This window comes from Streptomyces sp. Rer75 (assembly GCF_013414305.1).
In the GTDB taxonomy this organism is placed as follows: domain Bacteria; phylum Actinomycetota; class Actinomycetes; order Streptomycetales; family Streptomycetaceae; genus Streptomyces; species Streptomyces himastatinicus.
On record NZ_CP058693.1, the window covers coordinates 5,258,117 to 5,279,904 of the forward strand.

General features: G+C 72.7%; 22 protein-coding genes. 11 read left to right on the forward strand and 11 right to left on the reverse strand.

Going from position 1 to position 21,788, the window contains the following annotated elements:
- Window positions 1-942, reverse strand: a complete 942-nt coding sequence (ligD, locus tag HYQ63_RS22330; protein ID WP_179935557.1) for a non-homologous end-joining DNA ligase — start codon at window positions 940-942, stop codon at window positions 1-3.
- Window positions 943-1,032: 90 nt separating this feature from the next.
- Between ligD and HYQ63_RS22335 the strand changes: the two genes are divergently transcribed.
- A complete protein-coding gene (locus tag HYQ63_RS22335; protein WP_373689132.1) occupies window positions 1,033-2,127 on the forward strand; it encodes a LysR family transcriptional regulator in 1,095 nt (364 codons plus the stop codon).
- On the opposite strand, the gene HYQ63_RS22340 is transcribed toward HYQ63_RS22335, so the two are convergent.
- The 3 genes from HYQ63_RS22340 to HYQ63_RS22350 all read right to left on the reverse strand — a co-directional run bounded on the left by HYQ63_RS22340 (window position 2,124) and on the right by HYQ63_RS22350 (window position 5,541).
- A complete protein-coding gene (locus HYQ63_RS22340) occupies window positions 2,124-3,161 on the reverse strand; it encodes an endonuclease/exonuclease/phosphatase family protein (protein WP_179935558.1) in 1,038 nt (345 codons plus the stop codon). The two genes, HYQ63_RS22335 and HYQ63_RS22340, sit on opposite strands and share 4 nt — an antisense overlap.
- A gap of 146 nt (window positions 3,162-3,307) precedes the next feature.
- The gene (locus HYQ63_RS22345) at window positions 3,308-4,846 is read right to left on the reverse strand and encodes an ATP-dependent DNA ligase (protein ID WP_179935559.1); all 1,539 of its coding nucleotides are present in this window, start codon (window positions 4,844-4,846) and stop codon (window positions 3,308-3,310) included.
- A 161-nt stretch (window positions 4,847-5,007) separates the two neighbouring features.
- On the reverse strand, window positions 5,008-5,541 hold the full coding sequence (locus HYQ63_RS22350) for a hypothetical protein (RefSeq protein WP_179935560.1): 534 nt from the start codon (window positions 5,539-5,541) through the stop codon (window positions 5,008-5,010).
- A gap of 228 nt (window positions 5,542-5,769) precedes the next feature.
- On the opposite strand from HYQ63_RS22350, the gene HYQ63_RS22355 reads away from it, so the two are divergent.
- Window positions 5,770-8,595: a SpoIIE family protein phosphatase gene (locus HYQ63_RS22355; protein WP_373689133.1), complete on the forward strand. Its 2,826-nt coding sequence runs from the start codon at window positions 5,770-5,772 to the stop codon at window positions 8,593-8,595.
- Here HYQ63_RS22355 and HYQ63_RS22360 read toward each other — a convergent pair.
- Entirely contained in the window at window positions 8,556-9,254 is a 699-nt protein-coding gene (locus tag HYQ63_RS22360) for a TetR/AcrR family transcriptional regulator (protein WP_179935562.1), read from the reverse strand. The genes HYQ63_RS22355 and HYQ63_RS22360 overlap by 40 nt on opposite strands.
- 286 nt (window positions 9,255-9,540) lie before the next feature.
- Between HYQ63_RS22360 and HYQ63_RS22365 the strand changes: the two genes are divergently transcribed.
- The 7 genes from HYQ63_RS22365 to HYQ63_RS22395 all read left to right on the forward strand — a co-directional run bounded on the left by HYQ63_RS22365 (window position 9,541) and on the right by HYQ63_RS22395 (window position 15,099).
- Complete coding sequence (locus HYQ63_RS22365) at window positions 9,541-11,244, forward strand: sensor histidine kinase KdpD (RefSeq protein ID WP_179935563.1); 1,704 nt, start codon at window positions 9,541-9,543, stop codon at window positions 11,242-11,244.
- 14 nt (window positions 11,245-11,258) lie between these two features.
- Complete coding sequence (locus HYQ63_RS22370; RefSeq protein ID WP_123098930.1) at window positions 11,259-11,690, forward strand: roadblock/LC7 domain-containing protein; 432 nt, start codon at window positions 11,259-11,261, stop codon at window positions 11,688-11,690.
- Window positions 11,687-12,049 carry a DUF742 domain-containing protein gene (locus tag HYQ63_RS22375; RefSeq protein WP_009716375.1) on the forward strand — a complete coding sequence of 121 codons (363 nt, stop codon included), beginning with the start codon at window positions 11,687-11,689 and terminating at the stop codon, window positions 12,047-12,049. Before HYQ63_RS22370 ends, HYQ63_RS22375 begins: the two co-directional genes overlap by 4 nt.
- Entirely contained in the window at window positions 12,030-12,650 is a 621-nt protein-coding gene (locus tag HYQ63_RS22380) for an ATP/GTP-binding protein (RefSeq protein ID WP_179935564.1), read from the forward strand. The genes HYQ63_RS22375 and HYQ63_RS22380 overlap by 20 nt, the downstream gene beginning before the upstream one ends.
- The gene (locus HYQ63_RS22385) at window positions 12,647-13,921 is read left to right on the forward strand and encodes a cytochrome P450 (RefSeq protein ID WP_179935565.1); all 1,275 of its coding nucleotides are present in this window, start codon (window positions 12,647-12,649) and stop codon (window positions 13,919-13,921) included. The genes HYQ63_RS22380 and HYQ63_RS22385 overlap by 4 nt, the downstream gene beginning before the upstream one ends.
- A 75-nt stretch (window positions 13,922-13,996) precedes the next feature.
- Window positions 13,997-14,215: a hypothetical protein gene (locus HYQ63_RS22390; RefSeq protein WP_257232015.1), complete on the forward strand. Its 219-nt coding sequence runs from the start codon at window positions 13,997-13,999 to the stop codon at window positions 14,213-14,215.
- A gap of 263 nt (window positions 14,216-14,478) precedes the next feature.
- Window positions 14,479-15,099 (forward strand): TetR-like C-terminal domain-containing protein, encoded by a 621-nt coding sequence (locus tag HYQ63_RS22395; RefSeq protein ID WP_179935566.1) that lies wholly within the window; start codon window positions 14,479-14,481, stop codon window positions 15,097-15,099.
- A 79-nt stretch (window positions 15,100-15,178) separates the two neighbouring features.
- Here the strand turns inward: HYQ63_RS22395 and HYQ63_RS22400 are convergent, their stop codons facing one another.
- The 4 genes from HYQ63_RS22400 to HYQ63_RS22415 form a co-directional block, all read right to left on the reverse strand.
- On the reverse strand, window positions 15,179-15,883 hold the full coding sequence (locus tag HYQ63_RS22400) for a DUF305 domain-containing protein (RefSeq protein WP_179935567.1): 705 nt from the start codon (window positions 15,881-15,883) through the stop codon (window positions 15,179-15,181).
- The gene (locus HYQ63_RS22405; RefSeq protein ID WP_179935568.1) at window positions 15,880-16,545 is read right to left on the reverse strand and encodes a DUF3105 domain-containing protein; all 666 of its coding nucleotides are present in this window, start codon (window positions 16,543-16,545) and stop codon (window positions 15,880-15,882) included. The genes HYQ63_RS22400 and HYQ63_RS22405 overlap by 4 nt, the downstream gene beginning before the upstream one ends.
- A 74-nt stretch (window positions 16,546-16,619) precedes the next feature.
- Window positions 16,620-17,105 carry a hypothetical protein gene (locus HYQ63_RS22410; RefSeq protein WP_179935569.1) on the reverse strand — a complete coding sequence of 162 codons (486 nt, stop codon included), beginning with the start codon at window positions 17,103-17,105 and terminating at the stop codon, window positions 16,620-16,622.
- Between the two features lie 103 nt (window positions 17,106-17,208).
- On the reverse strand, window positions 17,209-17,568 hold the full coding sequence (locus HYQ63_RS22415) for a helix-turn-helix transcriptional regulator (RefSeq protein WP_179935570.1): 360 nt from the start codon (window positions 17,566-17,568) through the stop codon (window positions 17,209-17,211).
- Window positions 17,569-17,637: 69 nt separating this feature from the next.
- On the opposite strand from HYQ63_RS22415, the gene HYQ63_RS22420 reads away from it, so the two are divergent.
- Window positions 17,638-18,723 (forward strand): cation diffusion facilitator family transporter, encoded by a 1,086-nt coding sequence (locus HYQ63_RS22420; protein WP_179935571.1) that lies wholly within the window; start codon window positions 17,638-17,640, stop codon window positions 18,721-18,723.
- Here the strand turns inward: HYQ63_RS22420 and HYQ63_RS22425 are convergent, their stop codons facing one another.
- Window positions 18,724-19,068, reverse strand: a complete 345-nt coding sequence (locus HYQ63_RS22425; protein WP_179935572.1) for a hypothetical protein — start codon at window positions 19,066-19,068, stop codon at window positions 18,724-18,726. It lies immediately after the preceding gene.
- Between the two features lie 220 nt (window positions 19,069-19,288).
- Between HYQ63_RS22425 and HYQ63_RS22430 the strand changes: the two genes are divergently transcribed.
- The gene (locus tag HYQ63_RS22430) at window positions 19,289-19,999 is read left to right on the forward strand and encodes a hypothetical protein (RefSeq protein ID WP_179935573.1); all 711 of its coding nucleotides are present in this window, start codon (window positions 19,289-19,291) and stop codon (window positions 19,997-19,999) included.
- Window positions 20,000-20,070: 71 nt separating this feature from the next.
- On the opposite strand, the gene HYQ63_RS22435 is transcribed toward HYQ63_RS22430, so the two are convergent.
- Complete coding sequence (locus tag HYQ63_RS22435; RefSeq protein ID WP_257232016.1) at window positions 20,071-21,777, reverse strand: cellulose-binding domain-containing protein; 1,707 nt, start codon at window positions 21,775-21,777, stop codon at window positions 20,071-20,073.
- Window positions 21,778-21,788: the final 11 nt, after the last annotated feature.

Consider the following 21,788-nt stretch of genomic DNA (forward strand, 5'->3'; position numbering starts at 1 on the left):
TTAGCCGCTGCGGGATTCCGTCAGCCGCGCCAGCCGCCGCCGCGCGGTGCGCAGCGAACGACCCCTGGTGTCCGCGTGGACCCAGGGGTCGTCCGTCAGCCGCTCCTCGAAGGTGCGCAGCGTCCAGCGGTCCGGGGCCAGCGCGGGGTCGTCCAGTTCCGTGGCGTCGATCGGCGCGGCGACGGGGGCGCCGGGGCGGGCGCGCACGGCGTACGGGGTGACGGCGGTCTGCGCGTAGGCGTTGCGCTGGGTGTCCAGGTAGAGCCGTCCGCCGCGCTGGTCCTTGCGCATCTCGGTGGTGAGCCGGTCGGGGTGGCGGGCGGCGAGGAGGTCGGCGGCGTCGCGGGCGAAGGCCCGTACGGTGTCGAAATCGGCACGCCGGTCGAGCGGGACGATCACGTGCAGCCCGCGCGAACCGGTGGTCATCAGCAGCCCCGGCAGCCCCAGCTCGCCGAGCAGACCGCACACCTGCCGGGCCGTCCACCGCACTTCCTCGAAGCCGGAACTGTTTCCGTCAGGCGGGTCGAGGTCGAAGACGAGCCGGTCGGGGTGGTCGGGCCGGTCGGCGCGGGAGAGCCAGCGGTGCGGGGTGATGCAGGCCTGGCCCACGAGGTAGACCAGGGTGGCGGTGTCGTCGCACACGGGGTGGGTGACCTTGCCGCCCTCCTTGGGGAGAACGGCCCGGCGCACCCATTCCGGAAAGTAGTCGGGGGCATTCTTCTGCATGAGCGGCTTGCCACCGATTCCGTCCGGGTGGCGTTCCATCATCAGGGGGCGATCGCGCAACTGCGGAACCATCAGCCGGGAGACCGCGTGATAGTGGTCGACGAGATCCGATTTGGTGATTCCGTCGTCGGGAAACAGGACCTTTTCCGGACGGCTGATCTCGACGGTGTGCCGCCCGGCCCTGACCTTCCGTGCATCGGTGCCTATCCCGCTCATATCCGCCCGGGTTACCAGGGGGCGGCTGCGTAAACTCGGGAGCCCTTGGCGGGGAGCAAGGGAGGCGGGAAAACGGGGAGGAAAAGAATCATGACGAGGTCCGGACTGCTGGACAGTCCGCTCGCGCTCATGGACACCACCATGGACCAGCTCCGCACGCTGGTCGTGGTCCATGAGACCGGTACGGCGCTGGGCGCCGCCCGCGCGCTCGGGCGGGAACAGGCCAGTGTGCAAAAGCAGCTCGACACCATGAACCGCAACTTCTCCGAGCTGTGCGGCGAGCCTCTGGTGCTCAAGCAGGGGCGCGGCAAGGACGTGCTGTTCACGGGCACCGGGACGACCCTCGTCGAATTGGCCCGGGGAACGCTCGGCGACTGGCTGGACGGCATCCACAGCTCCCGTCGGCGCCTCGGCCGGAGCCTGATCGTGGGCACCACGCGCTTTACTCTCGGTTATCTCGCGAGCGCCCGGGAGCGGGTCGCCGAGGAATTCCGGGAACGCGGGATCGACCTCAAGGTCGGCCATGTGCGGACCCGGGACGTGCTCGCCAAACTGCGCGCCAAGGAAATCGATCTGGTGTGCGGGAGCGTGGTGACCGGCAGCGAAACCTCCCGCGAACTCGACGCCTTCGACGTGATGGAGTGGCGGCGCAGCGCGGTGTCCCTGGTGACCAATCTGCCCGTGGACGAACTGCCCGGCCCGGCCGTCGAGCGCGCCGAACTGGCCGCGCTGCCACTGGTGGTGTCGGCCAGCGGCGTGATGGCCGGGGTGCTGCACACCTGGTTCGGCGCCGGTTACCGCGACACCCTGCGCCTCGCCGCCGAGATCGACAACGTCAACTACGGCCTCGAACTGCTGCGGTCGGGGGTGGTGCGCGGCTGCATGCTGGTCACCGACGATGTCGCGGACGCGGCGGGCGATCCACAGGCGGCGTACGCGCGCGGACTGCGCGCCGTCGAACTGGTCCATGACACCGGGCCGAAGCTGGAGGTGCTGCTGGGCGCCTTCACCCGGCGCGGCGAGCGCGCGGGATACGACGCCGACCATCCGCTGAACCTGCTGTGGAACGCGCTGGAGCGGGAGAAGGAGCGGTGGCGCCGCGAGCGGCACGGGCCCGGGGAAGGCCCGGACCAGGACCCGTTCGAGCTGGCCACCGCGCAGGACCCGGGCGAGGAGACCCTCTAGCGCCCGTGCAGGTCGAGGTCGACCAGCAGCGCCCGGTGGTCGGTGTTCCCCAGGTCCAGGAAGCGGGCGGTGCGCGGCCGCAGCGCGTCGCTGACCAGGACGTGGTCGATCTGCGCGCCCAGCACCGGGGTCGTGGTGATCGGCCAGCTCGGCGTCCGGGACACCCCGGCGGCCCGTGCGCTGTCCCGCATCCCGGTGTCCAGCAGGGCCCGGAAGGCGGCGTGGTCCTGGGTCGCGTTGAAGTCGCCCGCGATCAGCGTGGGTTGGTCGCCGCGCCCGGCCGCGTACGCGCGCAGCCGCCCCAGTTCGGTGCGCCACACGTCCAGCTGGCCCGGCATCGGCGGCATGGGGTGCGCGACCTGGAGCCGTAGCGTCACGTCCGCGATCCGCGCGACCGCGCCCGGCATCGACAGCTCGCCGGGCACGTCCCGCGCCCTGGTCAGCGGACGGTTGCTGAGGATCGCCGAGCCTTCGGCGGGGCTGCCGGTGACGATGATCCGGTACGGATACGCCCTGCGGACGGCCGCCGAGCCGAGCGCGTCCGCGCACGCAGCGTCGCACTCCTGGACGGACACCACGTCCGGCCGCTCCCGGCGCAGCGCGGCCAGCAGCCCGTCCGTGGCCTGGCCGAACTCCAGGTTCGCGGTGAGCACGCGCAGCCGGGCCACCACCGGGCCGTGCGGCGCGGGCGCCGGGCCGGGGTCGTACGGCTGGATGAACCAGCCGGTCACCGCGGTGGCCAGCAGCGCCCAGCCGCAGCCCAGCGGCCAGCGGGCGACCACGCTGAGCAGCAGCCCCAGCAGGGCGGGGACCAGCAGCCAGGGCAGGAAGGCCAGCAGCTGCGGTACGGGCGTGATGCCGTCGGTGTCCAGGGCCCGGCAGCCCAGGACGACGCTCACCACGGCCAGCACCGCCAGCGCGCACCAGGCCGTCGCCCTGCCCTCGTCGGGAAGCCGTGCGAGGCGCCGGGCGGTGGCGGCCCGGCGGCCGGGCTCGCGCGCGGCGGCGCGGTCCGTCGCGACTGTGGTCTCCACGCGGGACCTCTCGACTGGGGGCTGGGCGGCGCCCATTGTCCCCCGCCCGCCTGTGGCCGCCCTTGAGACGGCGCCTTTACGCCATGTGAGCAGGTCACATCGGCAGGTCAGGTCGGTGCGTCATGCCAGCTCGCCAGTCGGCGGCCTCACGGTCGCCGCAGCGCCAGCACCGTCTCGACCGTGTCCGCCTGGTCCGCCGGTTTGTCCTCGCGGTACCGCAGCACCCGCGCGAACCGCAGCGTGACCCCCGCCGGATAGCGGGAGGAGCGCTGGAGACCGTCGAAGGCGACCTCCACCACCAGCTCGGGCCGCACCCGCACCACCCAGCCGTCGTCGCTGACCGCGAGGGACAGCAGCGCGTCCGTCTGCCACTCCAGCAGCGCGTCCGTCAGCCCCTTGAAGGTCTTGCCGAGCATCAGGAACGTGCCATCCGGCCGCCGGGCGCCCAGGTGGAGGTTGGACAGCTTCCCGGTGCGGCGGCCGTGCCCCCACTCCGCGGCCAGCACCACCAGGTCGAGCGTGTGCACGGGCTTGACCTTCAGCCAGGACGCCCCGCGCCGCCCCGCCCCGTACGGGGCCTCGAGCCCCTTGGCGAGCACGCCCTCATGGCCCCGGGCCAGCACATCGGCGGCGAACGCGCGGGCCGCCCGCCGGATCTCCGGGTCCGCCGGGTCCTCGGCGACCAGCCGCCGCACCCGTCGGGGTTCGGGGGCCACCCGGGCGAGTTCGGTGTGGCGCTCGCGGGTCGGCAGCGCGAGGAGGTCGCGGTCGTCCACGGCGAGCAGGTCGAAGAAGACGGGGGACAGCGGCAGCGCGGCGGACGCCCCGGCGATGTCGAGCCGGGAGCCGACCCGGGCCGAGGTCTCCTGGAACGGGCGCGGCCGCCCGGTCTCGTCCAGGGAGATCACCTCGCCGTCGAGGATGGCCCGCCGCACCGCGAGTTCGCGGGCCGCCGTCACGACCTCGGGCAGCCGGTCGGTGATCTCGTCCAGGGTGCGGGTGTAGACGCGTACGGCGTCTCCGTCCCGGTGCACCTGGACCCGGATGCCGTCCAGCTTCTCCTCGATCACGCACGGGCCGAGCCGGTCCATGGCCTCGTCCAGGTCCGCCGCGCTCTGCGCGAGCATCGGCAGCACCGGCCGCCCCACCTCCAGCCGGAAGTCGGCCAGCGCGGCCGGGCCGCGCGCGAGCAGCGCCTCGGCGACCGCGCCCAGCGAACCGCCGAGCATCACCGCCCGGCGCACCTCGGCGGGCGGCGCGCCGACCGCCTGCGCCAGCCCCTCCACGGCCAGCGCCTCCAGCGCGCCCTGGCGCAGCTCCCCGCCGATGAGCCCGAGCAGGAAGCGCTGCTCGTCCTCGGTGGCATCGGCCATCAGCGCGCCCACCAGCCGTTTGCGCTCCGCCCCGGCGCCGGTGCCGGAGACGGCGGCGATCCGGCTCAGCGCGCGGTCCACGTCGAGCACGGCGAGCCGCGGGGCGGCGGCGGGCTCGTGCCGCTGCCGCAGGGTGGACCAGCCGACGCCGGTGCGGCGCTGCGGCAGCTTCCCCGCCAGGTAGGTGATCACCACGGGGGCCTCGGCGGGTTCGGTGCGCCGGAACAGCCCGGCCAGGGCGGCGATCTTCTCCGAGCGGGCGGAGGTGGCCGCGACCTGCCGGGAGGTGCGTGCGACATCGGCCAGCAGCATGGCTCCAGCCTGCCTCTGCCGCGGCCGTGCCGCACGTGCGTATCGGCACGAGCGGATCGGAATCGTCGCCGTCAGGCGTTTCTGACGGTGAGCCGATGGCCGACGTGCCGGCCGGTCTCGGTGTCACCGGCGGCGGGGCCGCCGATGACACCGCCTGGTCGTCATCGGGCTTCGGGTTCCGGTCCGCCGGCCCGGGGCTCGGGACCCTGACCGCCGGGCCCCTGATCGCCGGGGCCGCGGCCGCCGCCCATCGCAGCCGGCCTGGCCATCCCCGCCTCCATGCCCTGGCCGCCGGTGCACAGGGCCCAGATGATGAACGCGTCGACGAGCAGCAGCACCGTCGCCCACAGCGGGGTGTACGGCAGCCACAGGAAGTTGGCGATCAGCGCGAGTCCCGCGATCACCACGCCCGCGGTCCGGGCCCACATCGCGCCGGTGAACGTCGCCAGGCCGGCGACCACCAGGACGACGCCGAGGATCATGTGGATCCAGCCCCACCCGCCGAGGCTGTAACTGAAGATGTAGCTCGGGGTGGTCACGAACACCCTGTCGGTGCGTACGGCCGCGATGCCCTGGGCAAGGGTCATCAGGCCGCCGAAGAGCATCATGACGGCCCCGAAGACGAGACGTCCGCTGACCCCGCCGCGGGCGCGGGGGGCGGTTCCGGGGTGGACTCCACCCGCGTGAGTGGCCATGTCGGGCTCCTTCGTCAGGCGCGATCGACGGCACGGTGACCGCCGTTTCGCGGCAATTCGGGTGAATTGCCCTGATGTCAGGTTTGCACAGTCCGCCGGGGTCGGCACCCCGCGTCCCGGGCGGTCGTCTGCACACAAAGTCACCCCTTCTCCGCGGAAGGTGCTTTTGCGGGCATAACGAGCGGAAGGGGTTCGCCTTTCGGGAAATCCCGGTGTAGATGTATCTCTATGGCCCGGTTCATGGGCCGATCGTGGGTTGCCCGCGTGTTCCCCGGTCGGCGCCCGCGGAGTCGGCGACGTGAGCGCCCTCAGGAGGCGGGACGGCGCCCCCGGGTGTGGCGACACGTCCGCAGCGTCGCCGGCCAGGTCCTCGTCCTCCAGCTGATCATCGTGCTGCTGCTCGGCGCCGCGGCGGCCACCGCCCTGGTGCTCCAGGTGCGGCACGACGCCACCGACGAGGCCCGCGGCCGCTCGATCGCCGTCGCCGAGTCCTTCGCCAACTCACCGGGGATGCTCCAGGCCCTGCGCAGCCGCGATCCGACCGCCGTGCTCCAGCCGAAGGCGGAGGCCCTCCGGAAGAAGACCGGGCTCGACTTCGTCGTCGTCACGAACGACAAGGGCATCCGGCTCACCCATCCCAAGCCCGACCGGATCGGCAAGCCCTACGTCGGCAGCATCGACTCGGCGCTGCACGGGCACACCACCACCGGTACCGGCCCCGGCACCCTGGGCGAGGCGATGGATGCCCTGGTGCCCATCTTCGACCGCAACCACAAGGTCGTCGGCGCGGTCGGCGCGGGCATCACGATCAGCAAGGTCAGCGGGCTCGCCGACCGTCAGCTGCCGCTGCTCATCGGCGCCGTCACCGCCTCGCTCGCCCTGGCCACAGGCGGCACCGCCATGGTCAGCCGACGGCTGCGGCGCCAGACCCGGGGCCTGGAACCCGGCGAGATGACGCGGATGTACGAGCACCACGACGCGGTGCTGCACGCCGTGCGCGAGGGCGTGCTGATCGTCGACGGGGACGAGCGGCTGGTGCTCGCCAACGACGAGGCGTCCCGGCTGCTCGACCTGCCGCCGCGGCCCGAGGGACGCCCGGTCCACCAGCTGGGCCTGGACCCCGGGATGGCCGGTCTGCTCGTCTCCCGGCGCGTCGTCACCGACGAGGTGCTGGTGGCCGGCGACCGGCTGCTGGCGGTGAACAACCGCCCCACCGACCGCGACGGCGGCCCGCCCGGCAGCGTCGCCACCCTGCGCGACTCCACCGAGCTGCGCGCCCTCTCGGGCCGCGCCGACGTGGCCCAGAAGCGGCTCAAGCTGCTGTACGACGCCAGCGTGGAGGTCGGCACCACGCTCGACGTGGAGCGCACCGCCGAGGAGCTGACGCGGGTGGCGGTGCCGCGGTTCGCCGACTTCGCCACGGTCGACCTGGCGGATCCCGTACCGCGGGGGGAGGAGCCGTCGGTGGTCGGCGGCGCCGAGATGTGCCGGGCGGCCGTCCACGGCATCCGGCCCGAGCACCCCTTCTATCCCGTGGGCGAGCGGTTCTCGTTCGCCGCATCCACGCCCCAGGCGTGGGGCCTGGGCAGCGGGCAGGCGGTCGTGGAGGACGATCTGACCCGGGCGCCCGGCTGGCAGGCCCAGGACCCCGACCAGACCCGCAAGGTCATCGACTACGGCGTACGGTCGCTGGTCACCGTGCCGCTCCAGGCCCGCGGCGTGCTGCTCGGCGTGGTCAACTTCTGGCGGATGGCGGAGCGCGACCCCTTCGAGGAGGAAGAGGTGACGCTCGCCGAGGAGCTGGCCTCCCACGCGGCGGTGTGCATCGACAACGCCCGCCGCTACACCCGCGAGCACACCATGGCGGTGACCCTCCAGCACAGCCTGCTGCCCCGCGCCGTGCCCGCGCAGAGCGCCCTCGACGTGGCCTTCCGCTATCTGCCCGCCGAATCCGGGGTCGGCGGCGACTGGTTCGACGTCATCCCGCTGCCGGGCGCGCGGGTGGCGCTGGTGGTGGGCGACGTCGTCGGGCACGGGCTGCACGCGGCGGCGACGATGGGGCGGCTGCGGACCGCGGTGCACAACTTCTCCACCCTCGACCTGCCGCCCGACGAGATCCTGACCCATCTGGACGACCTGGTGGCCCGCATCGACCAGGACGAGAGCCCGCTCGGCCAGGGCCTCCCCGGGGGCGGGGGCGAGCCGCTCACCGGCGCGACCGGCGCCACCTGCCTGTACGCGATCTACGACCCGGTGACCCGGCGCTGCACCATGGCCCGGGCCGGGCATCCGCCGCCCGCGGTGGTGAGCCCGGACGGCTCGGTGGAGTTCCCGGACCTGCCCGCGGGGCCCCCGCTCGGCCTCGGCGGGCTGCCGTTCGACACGGCCGAACTGGAGTTGGCCGAGAACAGCCATGTCGTCCTCTACACCGACGGGCTCATCGAGGACCGCCGCCGGGAGATCGACGTCGGGCTCGAGATGCTGCGCGACGCCCTGTCGCACCCGGGGCGGTCGCCCGAGGAGATCTGCACCGAGGTGCTCGACGCGATGCTGCCCACCCAGCCGGGCGACGACATCGCGCTGATCGCCGCCCGGACCCGGGTGCTGGGCCCCGGCCGGGTGGTGTCCTCGGACGTGCCGAACGACCCCGCCGCGGTGGCCGGAGTCCGCGCCGGGGCGCTGCGGCAGCTGGAGGAGTGGGGCATGGAGGAGGTGGCGTTCACCGCCGAACTCGTCCTCAGCGAGCTGATCACCAACGCCATCCGGCACGCCACCGGCCCGATCCGGCTCCAGCTGGTCCGCGACCGCGGCCTGATCTGCGAGGTGTCCGACACCAGCAGCACCTCGCCGCATCTGCGGTACGCGACGCCGATCGACGAGGGCGGCCGCGGGCTGTTCCTGGTCGCCCAGTTCGCCGAGCGCTGGGGCACGCGCTACACCTCGGGCGGCAAGGTCATCTGGGCCGAACTGGCGCTGCCCGAACCGCAGGAGCCGTCCGAGGTGTCGCCCTCGGCTCAGGCGTCCCCGCCTCCGGCGGTGCCGGAACCGTCCTGACCGGCGCTCGCCTTCCGGCGGTCGGCCGCGTCCGGGGCGAACCGCTCGACCAGGACGTCCAGCCGCTCCCGCTGCCGCCGCGGCGGGATCCGCCCCGCGCGGGCCAGTACGGCGAGCCCGTGCAGCGCGCTCCAGATGACCTCCGCGTCCAGCTCACCCCGCCCGGCGCCCGCCCCGGCCACGGCCACCAGCTCCTCGAAGGCGGCGCGCGGCGCGGTAGGCGGGTCCTGCTGCGCCCCCTGCCCCTGCTGCGGCCCCTGCCCCTTCTGCGCATCCTGCGCCTTCTGCGCCTCCCGCGCGAACGGGACGTCGGTCTCCCGCACGAACATCGCCGCGTAGAGCGCGGGGCGGGCGACCGCGAAGTCCAGATAGGCGCGGCCGACCGCGCGCAGCGCCTCCCGGGGCGAGCCCGCGGTCCGCCGGGCCCGCCGCAGCGCGGCGGCGAGGTCGTCGAAGCCCTCGGCGGCCACCGCGCGCACGATGGCGTCCTTGCCCTTGAAGTGGCTGTACAGCACCGGCTGGCTGTATCCGACGCGCTCGGCGAGCCGACGGGTCGTCACCGCGTCCCAGCCCTCGGCCTCCGCCAGTTCGCGAGCGGCGGTGATGATCAGCTGATGGCGCCGGGCGCGCTCGCGTTCACGGCGTTCGGTTGAGGACATGACACGCGAGCCTAGCAGTGCTAGCCACACTAGCCTCGGTAAAAGGGTCCACTGCCGGGGCCCGTTGTGTGCAGGATGGGATACGTGACCCCAGCTCAGAACCGTTCATCTTTGGCGCGATCGGACAACATCGGGTTTTCGGCGACGATGCTGACGGGCCGTCATGGTCCGTGTGCCGAGCGGGGTCGTTCAAAATTCTCTGAGCAGTACTACCATGTGCCGCCCACGGCTTGATGTCCGCGTGGTCCACCCTCAACCCTCGAACGCGCCCATGAGGACCTGATAGATGTCAGCACATATATCCAGCCATCCCTACAAAGGGCCTGCCGTAACCCGGCAGGCCCTGGCCGTGCCCCTGCTGGCCGCGGTCGTCGCCGGCGGGGCGGGGGCGTGGGTGACGGCAGAGGTGCCCGAAGCCCAGCGCGTCCTCGTCGCCGTCTTCTGCGCGCTGGCGGCCGTGCTGTTGGGCGTGACCCTCGCGGTCGCCGCCCACCGGTCGCGGACCATCGGCCGTCTCCAGTCCCGGATCGCGAGTCTGGAGGCCGCGGCGGCGCAGCACGCCGCGGAGGCCGCCCGGCTCGCTGACGAAACGATTCCCGCTGCGGTGAAGGGCCTGCGGGACGGCGGTTCTGTGGACACCGTGCTGATGCAGGTGACCAAGCCCGGCGACCAGGCGCACGGCCGGGTGCTGCGCAGGGTGGTGCAGGAGATCGGCACCGGTGAGCGGATGCGCGCCTCCGCCATGGCGGCCTGCGCCAACGCCGCGGGCCGGGTCCAGGCACTGGCCACCAGCATGCTCGCGGACCTGCGCGAGATGGAGAACCGGCACGACGAGTCCGTCCTCGGCGACCTGCTGAAGCTCGACCACACCACCGCCCAGACGGGCCGCATCGCGGACAGCATCGCGGTGCTCACCGGCGCCCGCTCCGGCCGCCGCTGGACCAAGCCCATCGTCATGGAGTCCATCCTGCGCGGCGCGGTCGGCCGGATCAGCGCCTATCAGCGGGTACGGGTCCACGCGGCCAGCAACGCCGCGGTGGCCGGTTACGCCGCCGAGGGCGTCATGCACGCCCTCGCCGAGCTGATGGACAACGCCACCAGCTTCTCGCCTCCCACCGAGGAGGTGCACGTGTACGTCGAGGAGACGCACACCGGCGTCGTCGTCACCATCGAGGACGGCGGCCTGGTCATGGGCCCCTCCGCGCTGGCCCGCGCCCAGAAGGCGGTCTCCTCGCAGACACTCGACCTGACGACCCTGTCGGGCACCCGGCTCGGCCTCGCGGTCGTCGGCTGTCTGGCGCGCAAGCACGGGCTGACGGTCTCCTTCCGGCCGTCCGCCCGGGGAGGTACCGGCGTCGTGGTTCTGATCCCGCAGCAGCTGATCACGCACATCAACCAGGACGCGGTGGCCGAGGCGCCGGTCCGGAACCGCGTCGAGCCCGCCCGGCCGCGCGCCGCCACCCCGGTGGCGCCTCCGGCCGGTACCCGGGTCGCCGCGAGCGCCGAGCGCACCGAGCCGGTGGCCGAGGCACCCGCCCCGGCAGCCCCGGCGGCTCCGGCCGCCCCGGCAGAGTCCGCCCCGGCCGCTCCGGCCGCCCCGGCAGCGTCCGCCCCGGCGGCGCCGACGCCCGCCGCGGAGCCCTCCGGGACCTCCGGCACCCCCGGGCCCTCCGGCGCGTCCGGCGGCCCCTCCGGCACCGACGCCCCGGCGGAGCCGCGCATCAACGGGCTGCCCCGGCGGCGCCGCGGCGAGACGCTCGCCGCCGCCACCCGGGCCACGCCGCGCCCCGCGCCCGACGCCAAGCCGAAGCCTCCGCGTACCGACGCCGGAGCCCGCTTCGGTGCCTTCCGTGACGCCACGCGCGGCTGCCCCACCGGCGATACCGACGGGCGTAACACCACGTCGGCGGCGCCCGCAGAAGCCACCGGACCCGCGCCGTCCGCCGAGTCCGCCGAGTCAGCTGAGTCCGCAGAGAACGACCAGCCGTGATGATAGGAACGCCGATGAACACCACAGACCGCAGCTTGGACTGGCTGTTGGAGAACCTGCTGGAGAAGACGCCGGGGGCCCGGCACGCGCTGGTGCTGTCCCGGGACGGCCTCAAGCTGTGCCTCACGTCCGGACTCTCCGTGGACCAGGCCGACCAGCTGGCGGCCATCGCCTCGGGTATCCAGAGCCTCTCCCACGGCGCGTCGATCGAGTTCGGGGACGGCAGCGGCGGCGTCCGGCAGTCCATGACGGAGTTCCACGGGGGAATTCTGTTCATCGTCGAGGCCGGTGAGGGCGCCCATCTGGCCGTCGTGGCGCACGACGAGGCCGATGTCGGCATCATCGGGCACAACATGAACGAAATGGTCGAGCAGATCGGCGACCATCTGCGGGCGGCGCCCCGTACCTTCGCGAACGGCGGCCGTGGCGGCGGGACGAACGCATGATCCGAGGGCCGCTCGACAGCGAGGACCCTGACCGGCTGTACACCGTCACCGGTGGCCGCAGCCGTGCCGACGAGAGCGTGTTCGACATGGTCACGCTCATCGTCAGCGAATCCGAACCCTCACTCGGCATGCAGTCCGAGCACGTCAAGATCCTGCGGATGTGCCGGCGGCCCATGGCGGTGGTGGAGATCTCCTCGTACCTGGGAATGCCCGTCAGCGTGGTCAAGATCCTGCTGTGCGACCTGCTCGACACCGGCAAGATCACCGCGCGCCATCCGCATGCGGCCCGCCCCGACAACGGAGGGCTGCCCGAGCCCGAGACACTGAAGAAGGTGCTCGTTGCACTCCAGAACCTCTGACCGCGCCGACGTCCGGGCACCGCTGCGGGCGAGCGCGAGCGATGGCCTCAAGATCGTCGTCGTCGGCGGCTTCGGCGTGGGCAAGACGACGATGGTCCAGTCGGTGAGCGAGATCCGCCCGCTCAGCACCGAGGAGACGATGACCCAGGCGGGCGTCGGGATCGACGACGCCTCCTTCGTCCAGTCGAAGACGACCACCACGGTCGCCTTCGACTTCGGGCGCATCAGCCTGGACGAGGAGATGGTGCTCTATCTGTTCGGCGCGCCCGGACAGGAACGTTTCTGGTTCCTGTGGGACCGGCTCTTCGCCGGCACCCTGGGCGCGGTCGTCCTGGTGGACACCAATCGGCTCGCCGACTCCTGGTACGCCATCGACCGTCTCGAATACCACGGGACGCCGTTCATCGTGGCCCGCAACAACTTCACCGAACCGCAGCACACCCTGGAGGAGGTCCGGGACGCGCTCGATCTGCCCCCGGACGTCCCCGTGATCGACTGCGACGCCCGTGAACGCGACTCCAGCAAGGCCGTGCTGGTCGCGCTGGCCCGTCACCTCTACTCCCTGTCCACCTCCTCCGCCGCCCGGGAGACCACCGCGTGACCACCCCGGACCCCATGCCCCCGCTCGAGGACCCCTTCGCCCCCGCCGCACCGCCCCTGCTGGGCTGGCCGGAGCAGCCGGACGCGGTGCGGCTGGACATGCATCTGCTCCGCACCGACCCGGACGAGCTGTACCGCAAGCTCCGCCGCGAGCACGGCCCCGTCGTGCCCGTGCTGCTCGAACCGGACATCCCCGTCTGGATGGTGCTCGGCTACCGGGAACTGCTCCGGGTCACCACGGACCCCAACCTGTTCGCCCGCGACTCACGCCGCTGGCACTCCTGGGACCGGGTCCCGCCCGACTGGGAGCTGATGACGTTCGTCGCCTACCGGCCGACGATGCTGTTCTCCGAGGGCGCCGATCACGAGCGGCGGTCCGAGGCGATCATCGACAGCATGGAGTCCGTGGACCCGTCCGAACTGCGGGCGCAGTGCGAGCGCGTCGCGGACTCGCTGATCGACGTCTTCGCGGGCAGCGGCCGCGCCGATCTGATGGCCGAGTACGCCAGCCAGATCCCGCTGCGGGTGCTGAACCGCATGTACGGCCTGGACGACTCCCCCGAAATCGTGCAGGAGACGGTCGACCTGGTCAGCGGGAACGGGGGACCGGAGGCGCACCAGAACCTGCTGAACCGCATGGTGGCGCTGCTGGAGAACGCCCGGTCCAACCCCGGCGCGACCAACATCGCCTCGGTGCTGGCGTTCCACCCGGCGGGCCTCACCGACGAGGAGATCCTCAACGACCTCCTGGGCAACGTCTACGCGGCCCACCAGCCCACCACCGACCTGATCGGCAACGCGCTGCGGCTCATGCTCACCGACGAGCGGTTCGCGGTCACCATGGCCGGCGGGCGGCGCAGCGTGGGCCAGGCGCTCAACGAGGTGCTGTGGGAGGCCACCCCGGTCCCCAACTGGGTCGGCCGCTGGGCCTCCGAGGACACCATGTTCGCCGGTCGCCACATCCGGAAGGGCGACTGCATGATGCTGGGCCTCGCCGCGGCCAACGCCGACCCCGACGTACGCCCGGACTTCCGGGCCGGGGCGGCGGGCAACCAGGCCCACATGGCCTTCAGCCACGGCACGCACGGCTGCCCCCAGGTCGCCCGCGAGCTGGCCGAGAACATCGCCATGGCCGCGATCGAGGTCCTGATCGACCGGCTCCCGGACGTGAGCCTGGCGGTCACCCCGGAGGAGCTCCAGTGGCGCTCCGCGCTGATGATGCGCGGTGTGTCGTCCATCCCGGTCGAGTTCACCCCGGCGTTCGCCCGCTGACACCCCCTGAGGCCCCGGCGGTGCGCACGTGAGCCCGCCGGGGCCGTCGGCTGTCCCGGCTAGGAGGGCGGCGGGTTGCGCGCCGACTTCGAACCGCAGGATCTCGCCGTTCTCGTCTGGGCGATGTCCCAGGTGATCCGGGAGTCCATGGATGCGGCGCCGCGGGCCTGGCGGCGCTGTCTGGCGTTCTTCCTCGACGGTCTGCGTGCCGACGCCGCCCACCCCATCGCCGAACCCGCCCTGACCCAGGGTCAGATGATCCGCATCGTGGAGCGCTCGGGGGCGCGCGACTGAGGGCCGCAAGCGCGCTGGACCTTCCCTCCCCGCGTACGGAAGGTCCAGCACGCTCACTCGAATGCTCGCCCTTAATGCTCACGGGCGCGCGTTAAGCTGGGGGCGTCACCGTATCCGGACGTGGGCACGTCACGCAATGGAGTACCAGCCGGTAGCGGCTGGAAGTAGTGAAGATCTCGTGCGCGCGGGTTTGGGCGGGACGTAGGGTCGGCCCGTTACGGACCCCCCTTCCGCGGCACAGGAGACATGGCGGCTCACCATCCATGAACGCGCGACCCCCCCACGGCTCGGCGCGCCCCGGCGGACGCACGGCACGGACCCGCGTCGCCGTGCTGGCCGCCGCCTACGACGCACTCGGCGCCGAATCGTTCAGCGCCCTCACCCTCGACAAGCTCGCCGAGCGCTCCGGGGTGCACGTGTCGACCATCCGGCGGCGCTGGCGGACGGTGGAGGGGGTCGTTCTCGATCTGCTGGCCGAGCGCAGCGCCACGCTCCCCACCCCCGACTCGGGCGACTTCCGGCGGGATCTGCACGAACTCTCCCAGGCCATCGGCGACTTCACGGAGGCGCTGCGCAACCGCAACGTCATCCAGGGGCTGCTGGCGGCCGCCGCCCACGATCCACGGGTCGAGGAGATCGTCCGCGGTGCCTTCGTCGGCCGGACCGAGCAGGTGACCCGGATCGTGCGGCACGCGATCGACCGGGGGGAACTGCCCGCGGACACCGACGCCAAGGACGTCATCGCCGCACTGGGCGCGCCCTTCTACTACCGGGTGCTCATCCTGCGCGGGGCCGTCGACGCGCGGCTGGTGCGGACCAGCGCCGAGGCGGCCTATCACGCGGCGCGGGCGGGGGTGTTCGGGGCCGGGCCGGACGGGGAGTGAGGCCCCCGGCCCTTGGCCCCGGCCCCCGGCTCCTGGCCCCCGGCCCGTGGGCCGGGCCGGGGGCGTCACCGGGGAGCGTTCAGGAGCGGGCGCCGCGCTCCTTCAGCATGTCGGCCATCAGCTGGATCTCCGACTGCTGGGCCTGCACCATCGTCCTGGCCAGCCGCTTCTCGGGCGGGTCCGTGACCAGGTCGACCGCGCCCTTCGCCATCGCGACACCGCCCTCGTGGTGGGCGGTCATCAGCTTCAGGTAGAGCACCTCGGCCGCCTTGCCCTTGGCCTTGCGCAGCGTGTCCAGCTCGGTGTTGGTGGCCATGCCCGGCATGAGCGAGCCGTCGTGCGGCTTGTAGGCGTGGTCCATGCCCTCCATGCCCTCCATGCCCTCCATGCCGTCCGAGCCGTGTTTCATCCACGTCATCGGCGCGTCCTCGGACGCCCGGTCGAGACCCCACCGGTCCAGCCAGCCCTGGAGGATCCCGCGCTCGGTGGCCTGCGCGGTGAGGATGTCGAACGCCAGCCGCCGCACGTCCTCGTCGCCGGTGCGGTCGCGCACGATGAGCGACATCTCCACCGCCTGCTGATGGTGGGTGGACATGTCGCGGGCGAACCCCGCCTCGGCGGAGGTGTCCTTCGGGGTGCCGTTGCCGGTCGTGCCCTCCGAGCGGTCGCTCATCAGCCACACCACCCCCACCGCCACCAGCGTCAGCACCGCGAGGGCGGCGGTGATTCCCGCCACCAGCGGCTGCCGTGACGCGCGGCCGACGGCTGTGGTCCCGTCCGTCACGACGACTTCCCGTTGGTGCAGTAGGCGTTCGGCTCGGGGGTCTGCTTGCCCTGGACGAACTTCTTGAAGAACGCGGCCACCCGCGGGTCCGAGGCCTTTTGTATCTCCAGCTGGTTGCCCCACGCGTTGAGGACGATCGGCGCGTCCTGGTCCTCGTAGGGGCTCATCAGCGAGTACTTGGTCTTCTCCACCCGGGCCTTGAGGGTGGCGACGTCCTCCTTCGACGCCTTGTCGTTGTAGGTCACCCACACCGCGCCGTGCTCCAGCGAGTGCACCGCGTTCTCCTTGGTCAGCGGCTTGGTGTAGACGTCGCCGTCGCAGTTCTGCCAGACCTGGTTGTGGTTTCCGCCGACCGGCGGCGACATCGCGTACTTCACCGTGCCGCCCACATGGGTGCGGCCCAGGTTCTTCCAGGTCTTCATGCCCTTGAACTCACCGGTCTTCACGACCGAGGAGCTGACCTTCGCGGCCTTCTCCTCCTTCTTGTTGCCCGCGTCGACCAGGAAGAAGCCGCCGACGGCCAGTCCGGCGACGATCACCGTGCAGGAGGTGATGGTGATGATCCGGTACCGGCGCTCGCGGGCCTTCTCCGCGCGGCGCAGCTCCTCTATCTTCGCGCGGCGCTCGGCCGCGCCCTTCGTCTTCGATGCCTTGGAAGCCATGGCTGTCCCAGTCCTCGCAGTTCTCGCACTGTCGCACTGAATGAGTGATGTGATGGCGGAGGTCGGCGATCGGCCTAGGTGCGGAGCACTTGGAGCTGGTGGAGGCCGAGGGCGTGGACTTTTGTGTCGGGCGGCGCCCGTACGGAGTCCGTGCCCCGTGGGCCGTCCGGCGGCCGGAGACCGGCGAGGGCGGGCGGCGGGACGGGGGCGGGAACGAGGGCGGGGTTCCCGCCGCGGGGACCGGCCACGCAGTCGTCGCTGCCGCCGCCCTGGGTCTTCGCGTCGTCCCCGGCGGCCGGGGCGATGGGTGCGGTGTGGAACTGCGCGATGAGGGCGGCCGGGTCCCGCCCCAGGGGCGGCCGTTCGAGCTGCGGTTCGGCTACGAGACGGTGTTGGCAGCCCACGGATATCGGCGGATGGTCGCCGCCGGAGTGGACGCACGACGGCGCCACCCACAGCACCGCGGCGAGGAGCGGTACGACACGCCTGAGCGCGGAGCGCGCGGTGGCTCGCACCGTGCGCTTCCGTATGCCGTCGTCTCCGCCCCGCCCTCTGCCCATCGCGCCAGATCGTAACCAGTGGGCCTGCCGGGGCTGAACGGGTAGCACGGCAATCACGTCATTCACTTCATGCGCGCGGCCCGTCGTGTGGTCGGTCGTGCGGTCAGTCGTGCCGGGGGAGGCCCGACAGCTCGTGGTCGGCGTGGCTCAGCGCCTCGGTGACCAGCCGGGCCAGGTGCCCGTCCCGGAGGGCGTAGACGACCCGTCGGCCGTCCTTGCGCGAGGTGACGACCCCGGCCAGCCGCAGCTTGGCCAGGTGCTGGCTGACGGCCGGGCGGGCCGCCCCGCAGACGGCCGTCAGTGCCGTCACATCGGCCTCGCCCGAGGCGAGGGTGTGCAGCAGCGCCAGCCGGGTGCGGTCGGCGAGCAGGCCCAGCACCTCGGCGGCGCGTGCGAACTGCTCGGTGCTCGGGGTGCGCGGATGCGCATCGTGCGCATCTGATAGGTGCATGCGTGCGCTCATACGCACATAATGGGTGGCGGGGACGGACCGTGTCCAGTCCCGAGACGCGGAACGAGGAAGGCGGACGCCATGGACGACCGGCACGGGCACACCCACGGGCACGACCATGACCACGGGCACGACCACGAGCACACACCCGGCCATGACCACGGGCACCCCCACGGCCGCGCCGCCCGGTGGCGCCACCGGGCGGGCCATCTGGTGCGTCCCCACTCCCATACAGCTGCCGACAAGGTGGACCGGGCCCTGGAGTCCTCCGCCCGCGGCCTGCGCGCCCTGTGGACCTCCCTCGCCGTCCTCGGCGCGACGGCCGTCGCGCAAGCCGTCGTCGTCGTGGCCTCCGGGTCGGTCGCGCTGCTCGGCGACACCGTCCACAACGCCGCCGACGCCCTGACCGCCCTCCCGCTCGCCCTCGCCTTCCTGCTCGGCCGCCGCGCCGCCACCCGCCGCTTCACCTACGGGTACGGGCGGGCCGAGGACCTGGCCGGGATCGCGATCGTGCTCACCATCGCGGCCTCCGCCGCGTTCGCCGCCTGGACCGCCACGGACCGGCTGCTGCACCCGCGCGACATCGAGCAGCTGCCGGCCGTCGCCGCCGCGGCCGTGGTGGGTTTCATCGGCAACGAATGGGTCGCCCGCTACCGCATCCGCGTCGGCCGCGAGATCGGCTCGGCCGCCCTCGTCGCCGACGGCCTGCACGCCCGTACGGACGGCTTCACCTCGCTCGCCGTCCTGCTGAGCGCGGCCGGTGCCGCCCTCGGCTGGCGGCTGGCCGACCCCCTCGTCGGCCTCGCCATCACCGCCGCGATCCTGCTGGTGCTGCGCGACGCCGCCCGCGAGGTGTTCCGCCGGGTGATGGACGCCGTCGACCCGGCCCTGACCGACGCCGCCGAGCGGGCCGTGCGCGCCGTACCCGGCGTACGGGACATCGGCGAGCTGCGGCTGCGCTGGATCGGCCACCGGCTGCGCGCGGAGGTCGCGGTCGTGGTCGGCGGCGAGCTGAGCGTACGGGAGGCCCACCGGGTGGCGGTGGACGCGGAACACGCGCTGCTGCACGCGGTTCCCCGGCTGACCGCCGCCCTCATCCACGCCGACCCGGCCCCGTCGGCCCAATCCCCCGATCCGCACGCCGCGTTGGCGCACCACGCGGTGTGATCAGACCGCGCTGACGGGGGCGATCAGCCCGGCGGTGGAGGCCGGGGGGACCGGGCCCACGCGGGCGCTGACCAGGTCGCCGCGCTCCAGGAAGCCCGTACCGCTCAGGTCGACGTGGACGCGCAGCCCGTAGGCGTCGTCGGGGTCCAGCTCGCCGGGGACCGTGACGCTGAACGGGATGTGGCCGGCCGGGCTCAGCGGCACATCGGTCTGCACCTGCGCCCCCACGACGGAGGTGGCCACATCGGCGCGGGACACGTTGCGCACCTCCACCACCACCCGGGCCGCCCGGACCGTGGGGGTGTCCGGGGGCAGGGACACGATGCCGCTCAGGACACTGCTCATGCGCGCCATTACATGCCACCCGCGCCCGTCGTGTAACACGGTCGGGGGTCCCGTACGGCCATCCGGGTGGGGAAGTGGGCAAGACACCCCCGAGGGTCCGTCGGTCCCGGTGCGGTCATGATCCGGTCATGATTGCGCTTCCTCGGACGTGGCGTGGCGCCCCCGCCCGCAGAATCGGGGCGGAAGCTCACGGGGAGCGACCGCCAACGGGAGAACACAGATGAAGAGAATCGGCATCGTCGCCGTGGCCGCCGCCACGGCGCTGCTGGCCACGGGCGGCGTCGCGCACGCCGCCAACAGCGGGGTGGGCTGGAAGCTGGAGAGCGGCAGCCCGTACTACATCGAATCGCTGCGCCACCACTCCACGTACACCCTGTCGTTCGTGACGAAGGCCGCACGGGACCGGCTCACCCCGTATCTGAAGATCCCGGTCGCCCAGCTGAACGCCATGCCGCAGGTCAAGGCCGCGGGCATCACCTTCAAGGTGTCCACCACGATCGAGGGCGGTACGAACCTCAAGAACAAGAAGTACTGCGCGGGGCCGCGGAACCACATCATGTTCACGCTGGCCCACCGGCCGCTGAACGGGCAGAAGGGCATGTCGCAGGCCAAGCCCTGCTACAACACCACCGACAACAGCGCCTGGGGCGGATACGTCCTGATGGACGACGAGTACTGGAACAGCGCGGGCAAGGAGAACGGCTGGTTCAGCTCGAACAAGGCCAGGAACACGGCCATGACCCGCAACGCGGTCACCCATGAGCTGGGCCACATGATGGGGCTGGACCACCCGGACCCGAAGTCCTTCGACCCGAAGGAGAACAAGCCGGTGATGACGTCGCCCAACGGCGGCTATCTGAACGCAGGCGGCGGGAAGTACACGGCCGCGGACCAGCGCGGCATCAGGAAGCTCGTCTCGAACGGCGGCTGACCGCCCCGGAACACCGGACGCGGCCCGGAATCCCGGGCCGCGTCGTGTCGTCGTTCAGGCACTCAGGTCGTTCAGGCCGAGCAGCGCTCACCGTTCAGGGTGAAGGTGCGGGGCGGGGAGTTCTGGCTGTTCCAGGTGCCGAGGAAGCCCACGGAGAAGGGCTTGTTGGCGTCGACCTTCTTGTTGTAGTCGGCCGGTGTGGTGGTCACCGTGGCACCGCGCTGGGTGAATTCGCCGTCCCACATCTGGGTGACGCGCTGGGAGTCGGGGAAGTCCCAGGTGACCCGCCAGGTGTCGAGCGCACTGCGGGAGGTCAGCGTGATCTCGGCCTTGAAGCCGTCGGGCCATTCGGTGACCAGGTCGTAGCGGGCCGTGCAGCTGGGCTTGCCCGAGGGCTTCCGGGGGGTCGAGTCGTCGGAGGGGCGGTGGCCCTGGCCCGCGTCCTGCGAGCCGGAGGGCGAGGCGGGTGCGGACGTGCGCTTCCCGTCCTTGTCCTCGTCGCGGTCCTCGCCCGCCGGGTCGTCCTTCCCGGCCTTGCCGCCCACGCCGTCGCCGCTGCGGGAGGAGGACGGCTCGGCGGATCCGCCCGGGCCGCCGGGGGTCCCGGTGCCCGCCGGTGTGGTGTCCGAGGGGGCGCCGCCCGGGGCGGTGGTGTCGCGGGTCACGCGGCCGGTGGCCTGCTCGTTTCCGTCGCCGGACACCGCGGCGGTTCTGGTTAACGCAACCATCATGGCCAGCGCCACCACGGCCACCACCGCCAGGGCGACGGTTGCCGTACGGGCTCTGCGCACACCGTGCGTGGCTCTTCTGCGCCCGGTCGGGCCGATGCCGAGTCTTTGGCGCAGGAGGCGCGGCGCCATCATCAGCGGGCCGCCGACCTTGTCCAGGACCCGGTCCCGTAACGGGATGCGGACGGCGTGCGACGCCGGTGCGGTCGACGCGGAGGTGGCGCCCGGGGTGCGCTCGGCGGTTCTTCGCCGCCGCGCCACGTACCCGGGCCCGCCCCAGCCCAGCACCCCGCCGGCCAGCGCGTTGGGCAGCCCGCCACCGTGCAGGTACAGGCAGGCGGCGGCCTCGCGGCAGTTCCGGCAGCGGGCGAGGTGCTGCCACAGGTCCGCCGGGGAGTGGGCATCGGGCGAACGGGTGGCGGCGTCCAGCAGCTTGGCGTAGCTGCGGCACTCCTCATGCGTGAGGGTGTCCAGATGGTTGCGCTGGCAGCGCTGCCGGAAGGCGGCCCGCACCCGGGCGATCTCCTCGGCGGCGTACTCGATGTCGCCGCCCAGCTGCCAGGCCAGCGTCTCGACCGGCTGCGACTCCACCTCGACTTCCCACAGCAGCGCCCCGTCGCGTTCCCCCAGGTCGCGCAGCCCGCGCAGGGCGAGCGGCTGTTCGCGGGGCGGGACGGCGTAGCGGGCGACACCGGTGGAGGAGAGCCAGACCCGCAGCTCCGGGTCGAGCCGGTCGCCGTCCCGGTGGGTGTGCCAGTCGGCGGCGGTCTTGCGTACGGACGTCAGGAGCAGCGGAAGCCACGGCAGCCGCGGCCCCCAGGACCGGGCCCGGCGGTTGCGGGCGGCCCGGATGCCGCGCCGGAACGCCTCCGTGGCCAGCCGCATGCCGTCTTCGGGGGTGGTGGTGCACAGGTTCGCGTAGTCGGCTACCGCGTCCCAGTAGAGGTTGAGCAGGACCGTCGGGGAGACGGCGTCGGTGTCCGCTGCGGAGACGGACGGTTGGCCGGGTGGCGCGAACGCGCCGTCCCGGGATGCCGAGTGGTCGGGCATGGAGGCACATT

Bases quoted from the DNA above. Each gene is read 5' to 3' on its own strand.
- ligD (WP_179935557.1), bottom strand. From the start codon at position 942: ATGAGCGGGATAGGCACCGATGCACGGAAGGTCAGGGCCGGGCGGCAC.
- HYQ63_RS22335 (WP_373689132.1), top strand. From the start codon at position 1,033: ATGACGAGGTCCGGACTGCTGGACAGTCCGCTCGCGCTCATGGACACC.
- HYQ63_RS22345 (WP_179935559.1), bottom strand. From the start codon at position 4,846: ATGCTGCTGGCCGATGTCGCACGCACCTCCCGGCAGGTCGCGGCCACC.
- HYQ63_RS22350 (WP_179935560.1), bottom strand. From the start codon at position 5,541: ATGGCCACTCACGCGGGTGGAGTCCACCCCGGAACCGCCCCCCGCGCC.
- HYQ63_RS22355 (WP_373689133.1), top strand. From the start codon at position 5,770: ATGGCCCGGTTCATGGGCCGATCGTGGGTTGCCCGCGTGTTCCCCGGT.
- HYQ63_RS22360 (WP_179935562.1), bottom strand. From the start codon at position 9,254: ATGTCCTCAACCGAACGCCGTGAACGCGAGCGCGCCCGGCGCCATCAG.
- HYQ63_RS22365 (WP_179935563.1), top strand. From the start codon at position 9,541: ATGTCAGCACATATATCCAGCCATCCCTACAAAGGGCCTGCCGTAACC.
- HYQ63_RS22370 (WP_123098930.1), top strand. From the start codon at position 11,259: ATGAACACCACAGACCGCAGCTTGGACTGGCTGTTGGAGAACCTGCTG.
- HYQ63_RS22375 (WP_009716375.1), top strand. From the start codon at position 11,687: ATGATCCGAGGGCCGCTCGACAGCGAGGACCCTGACCGGCTGTACACC.
- HYQ63_RS22395 (WP_179935566.1), top strand. From the start codon at position 14,479: ATGAACGCGCGACCCCCCCACGGCTCGGCGCGCCCCGGCGGACGCACG.
- HYQ63_RS22405 (WP_179935568.1), bottom strand. From the start codon at position 16,545: ATGGCTTCCAAGGCATCGAAGACGAAGGGCGCGGCCGAGCGCCGCGCG.
- HYQ63_RS22410 (WP_179935569.1), bottom strand. From the start codon at position 17,105: ATGGGCAGAGGGCGGGGCGGAGACGACGGCATACGGAAGCGCACGGTG.
- HYQ63_RS22415 (WP_179935570.1), bottom strand. From the start codon at position 17,568: ATGAGCGCACGCATGCACCTATCAGATGCGCACGATGCGCATCCGCGC.
- HYQ63_RS22420 (WP_179935571.1), top strand. From the start codon at position 17,638: ATGGACGACCGGCACGGGCACACCCACGGGCACGACCATGACCACGGG.
- HYQ63_RS22425 (WP_179935572.1), bottom strand. From the start codon at position 19,068: ATGAGCAGTGTCCTGAGCGGCATCGTGTCCCTGCCCCCGGACACCCCC.
- HYQ63_RS22430 (WP_179935573.1), top strand. From the start codon at position 19,289: ATGAAGAGAATCGGCATCGTCGCCGTGGCCGCCGCCACGGCGCTGCTG.
- HYQ63_RS22435 (WP_257232016.1), bottom strand. From the start codon at position 21,777: ATGCCCGACCACTCGGCATCCCGGGACGGCGCGTTCGCGCCACCCGGC.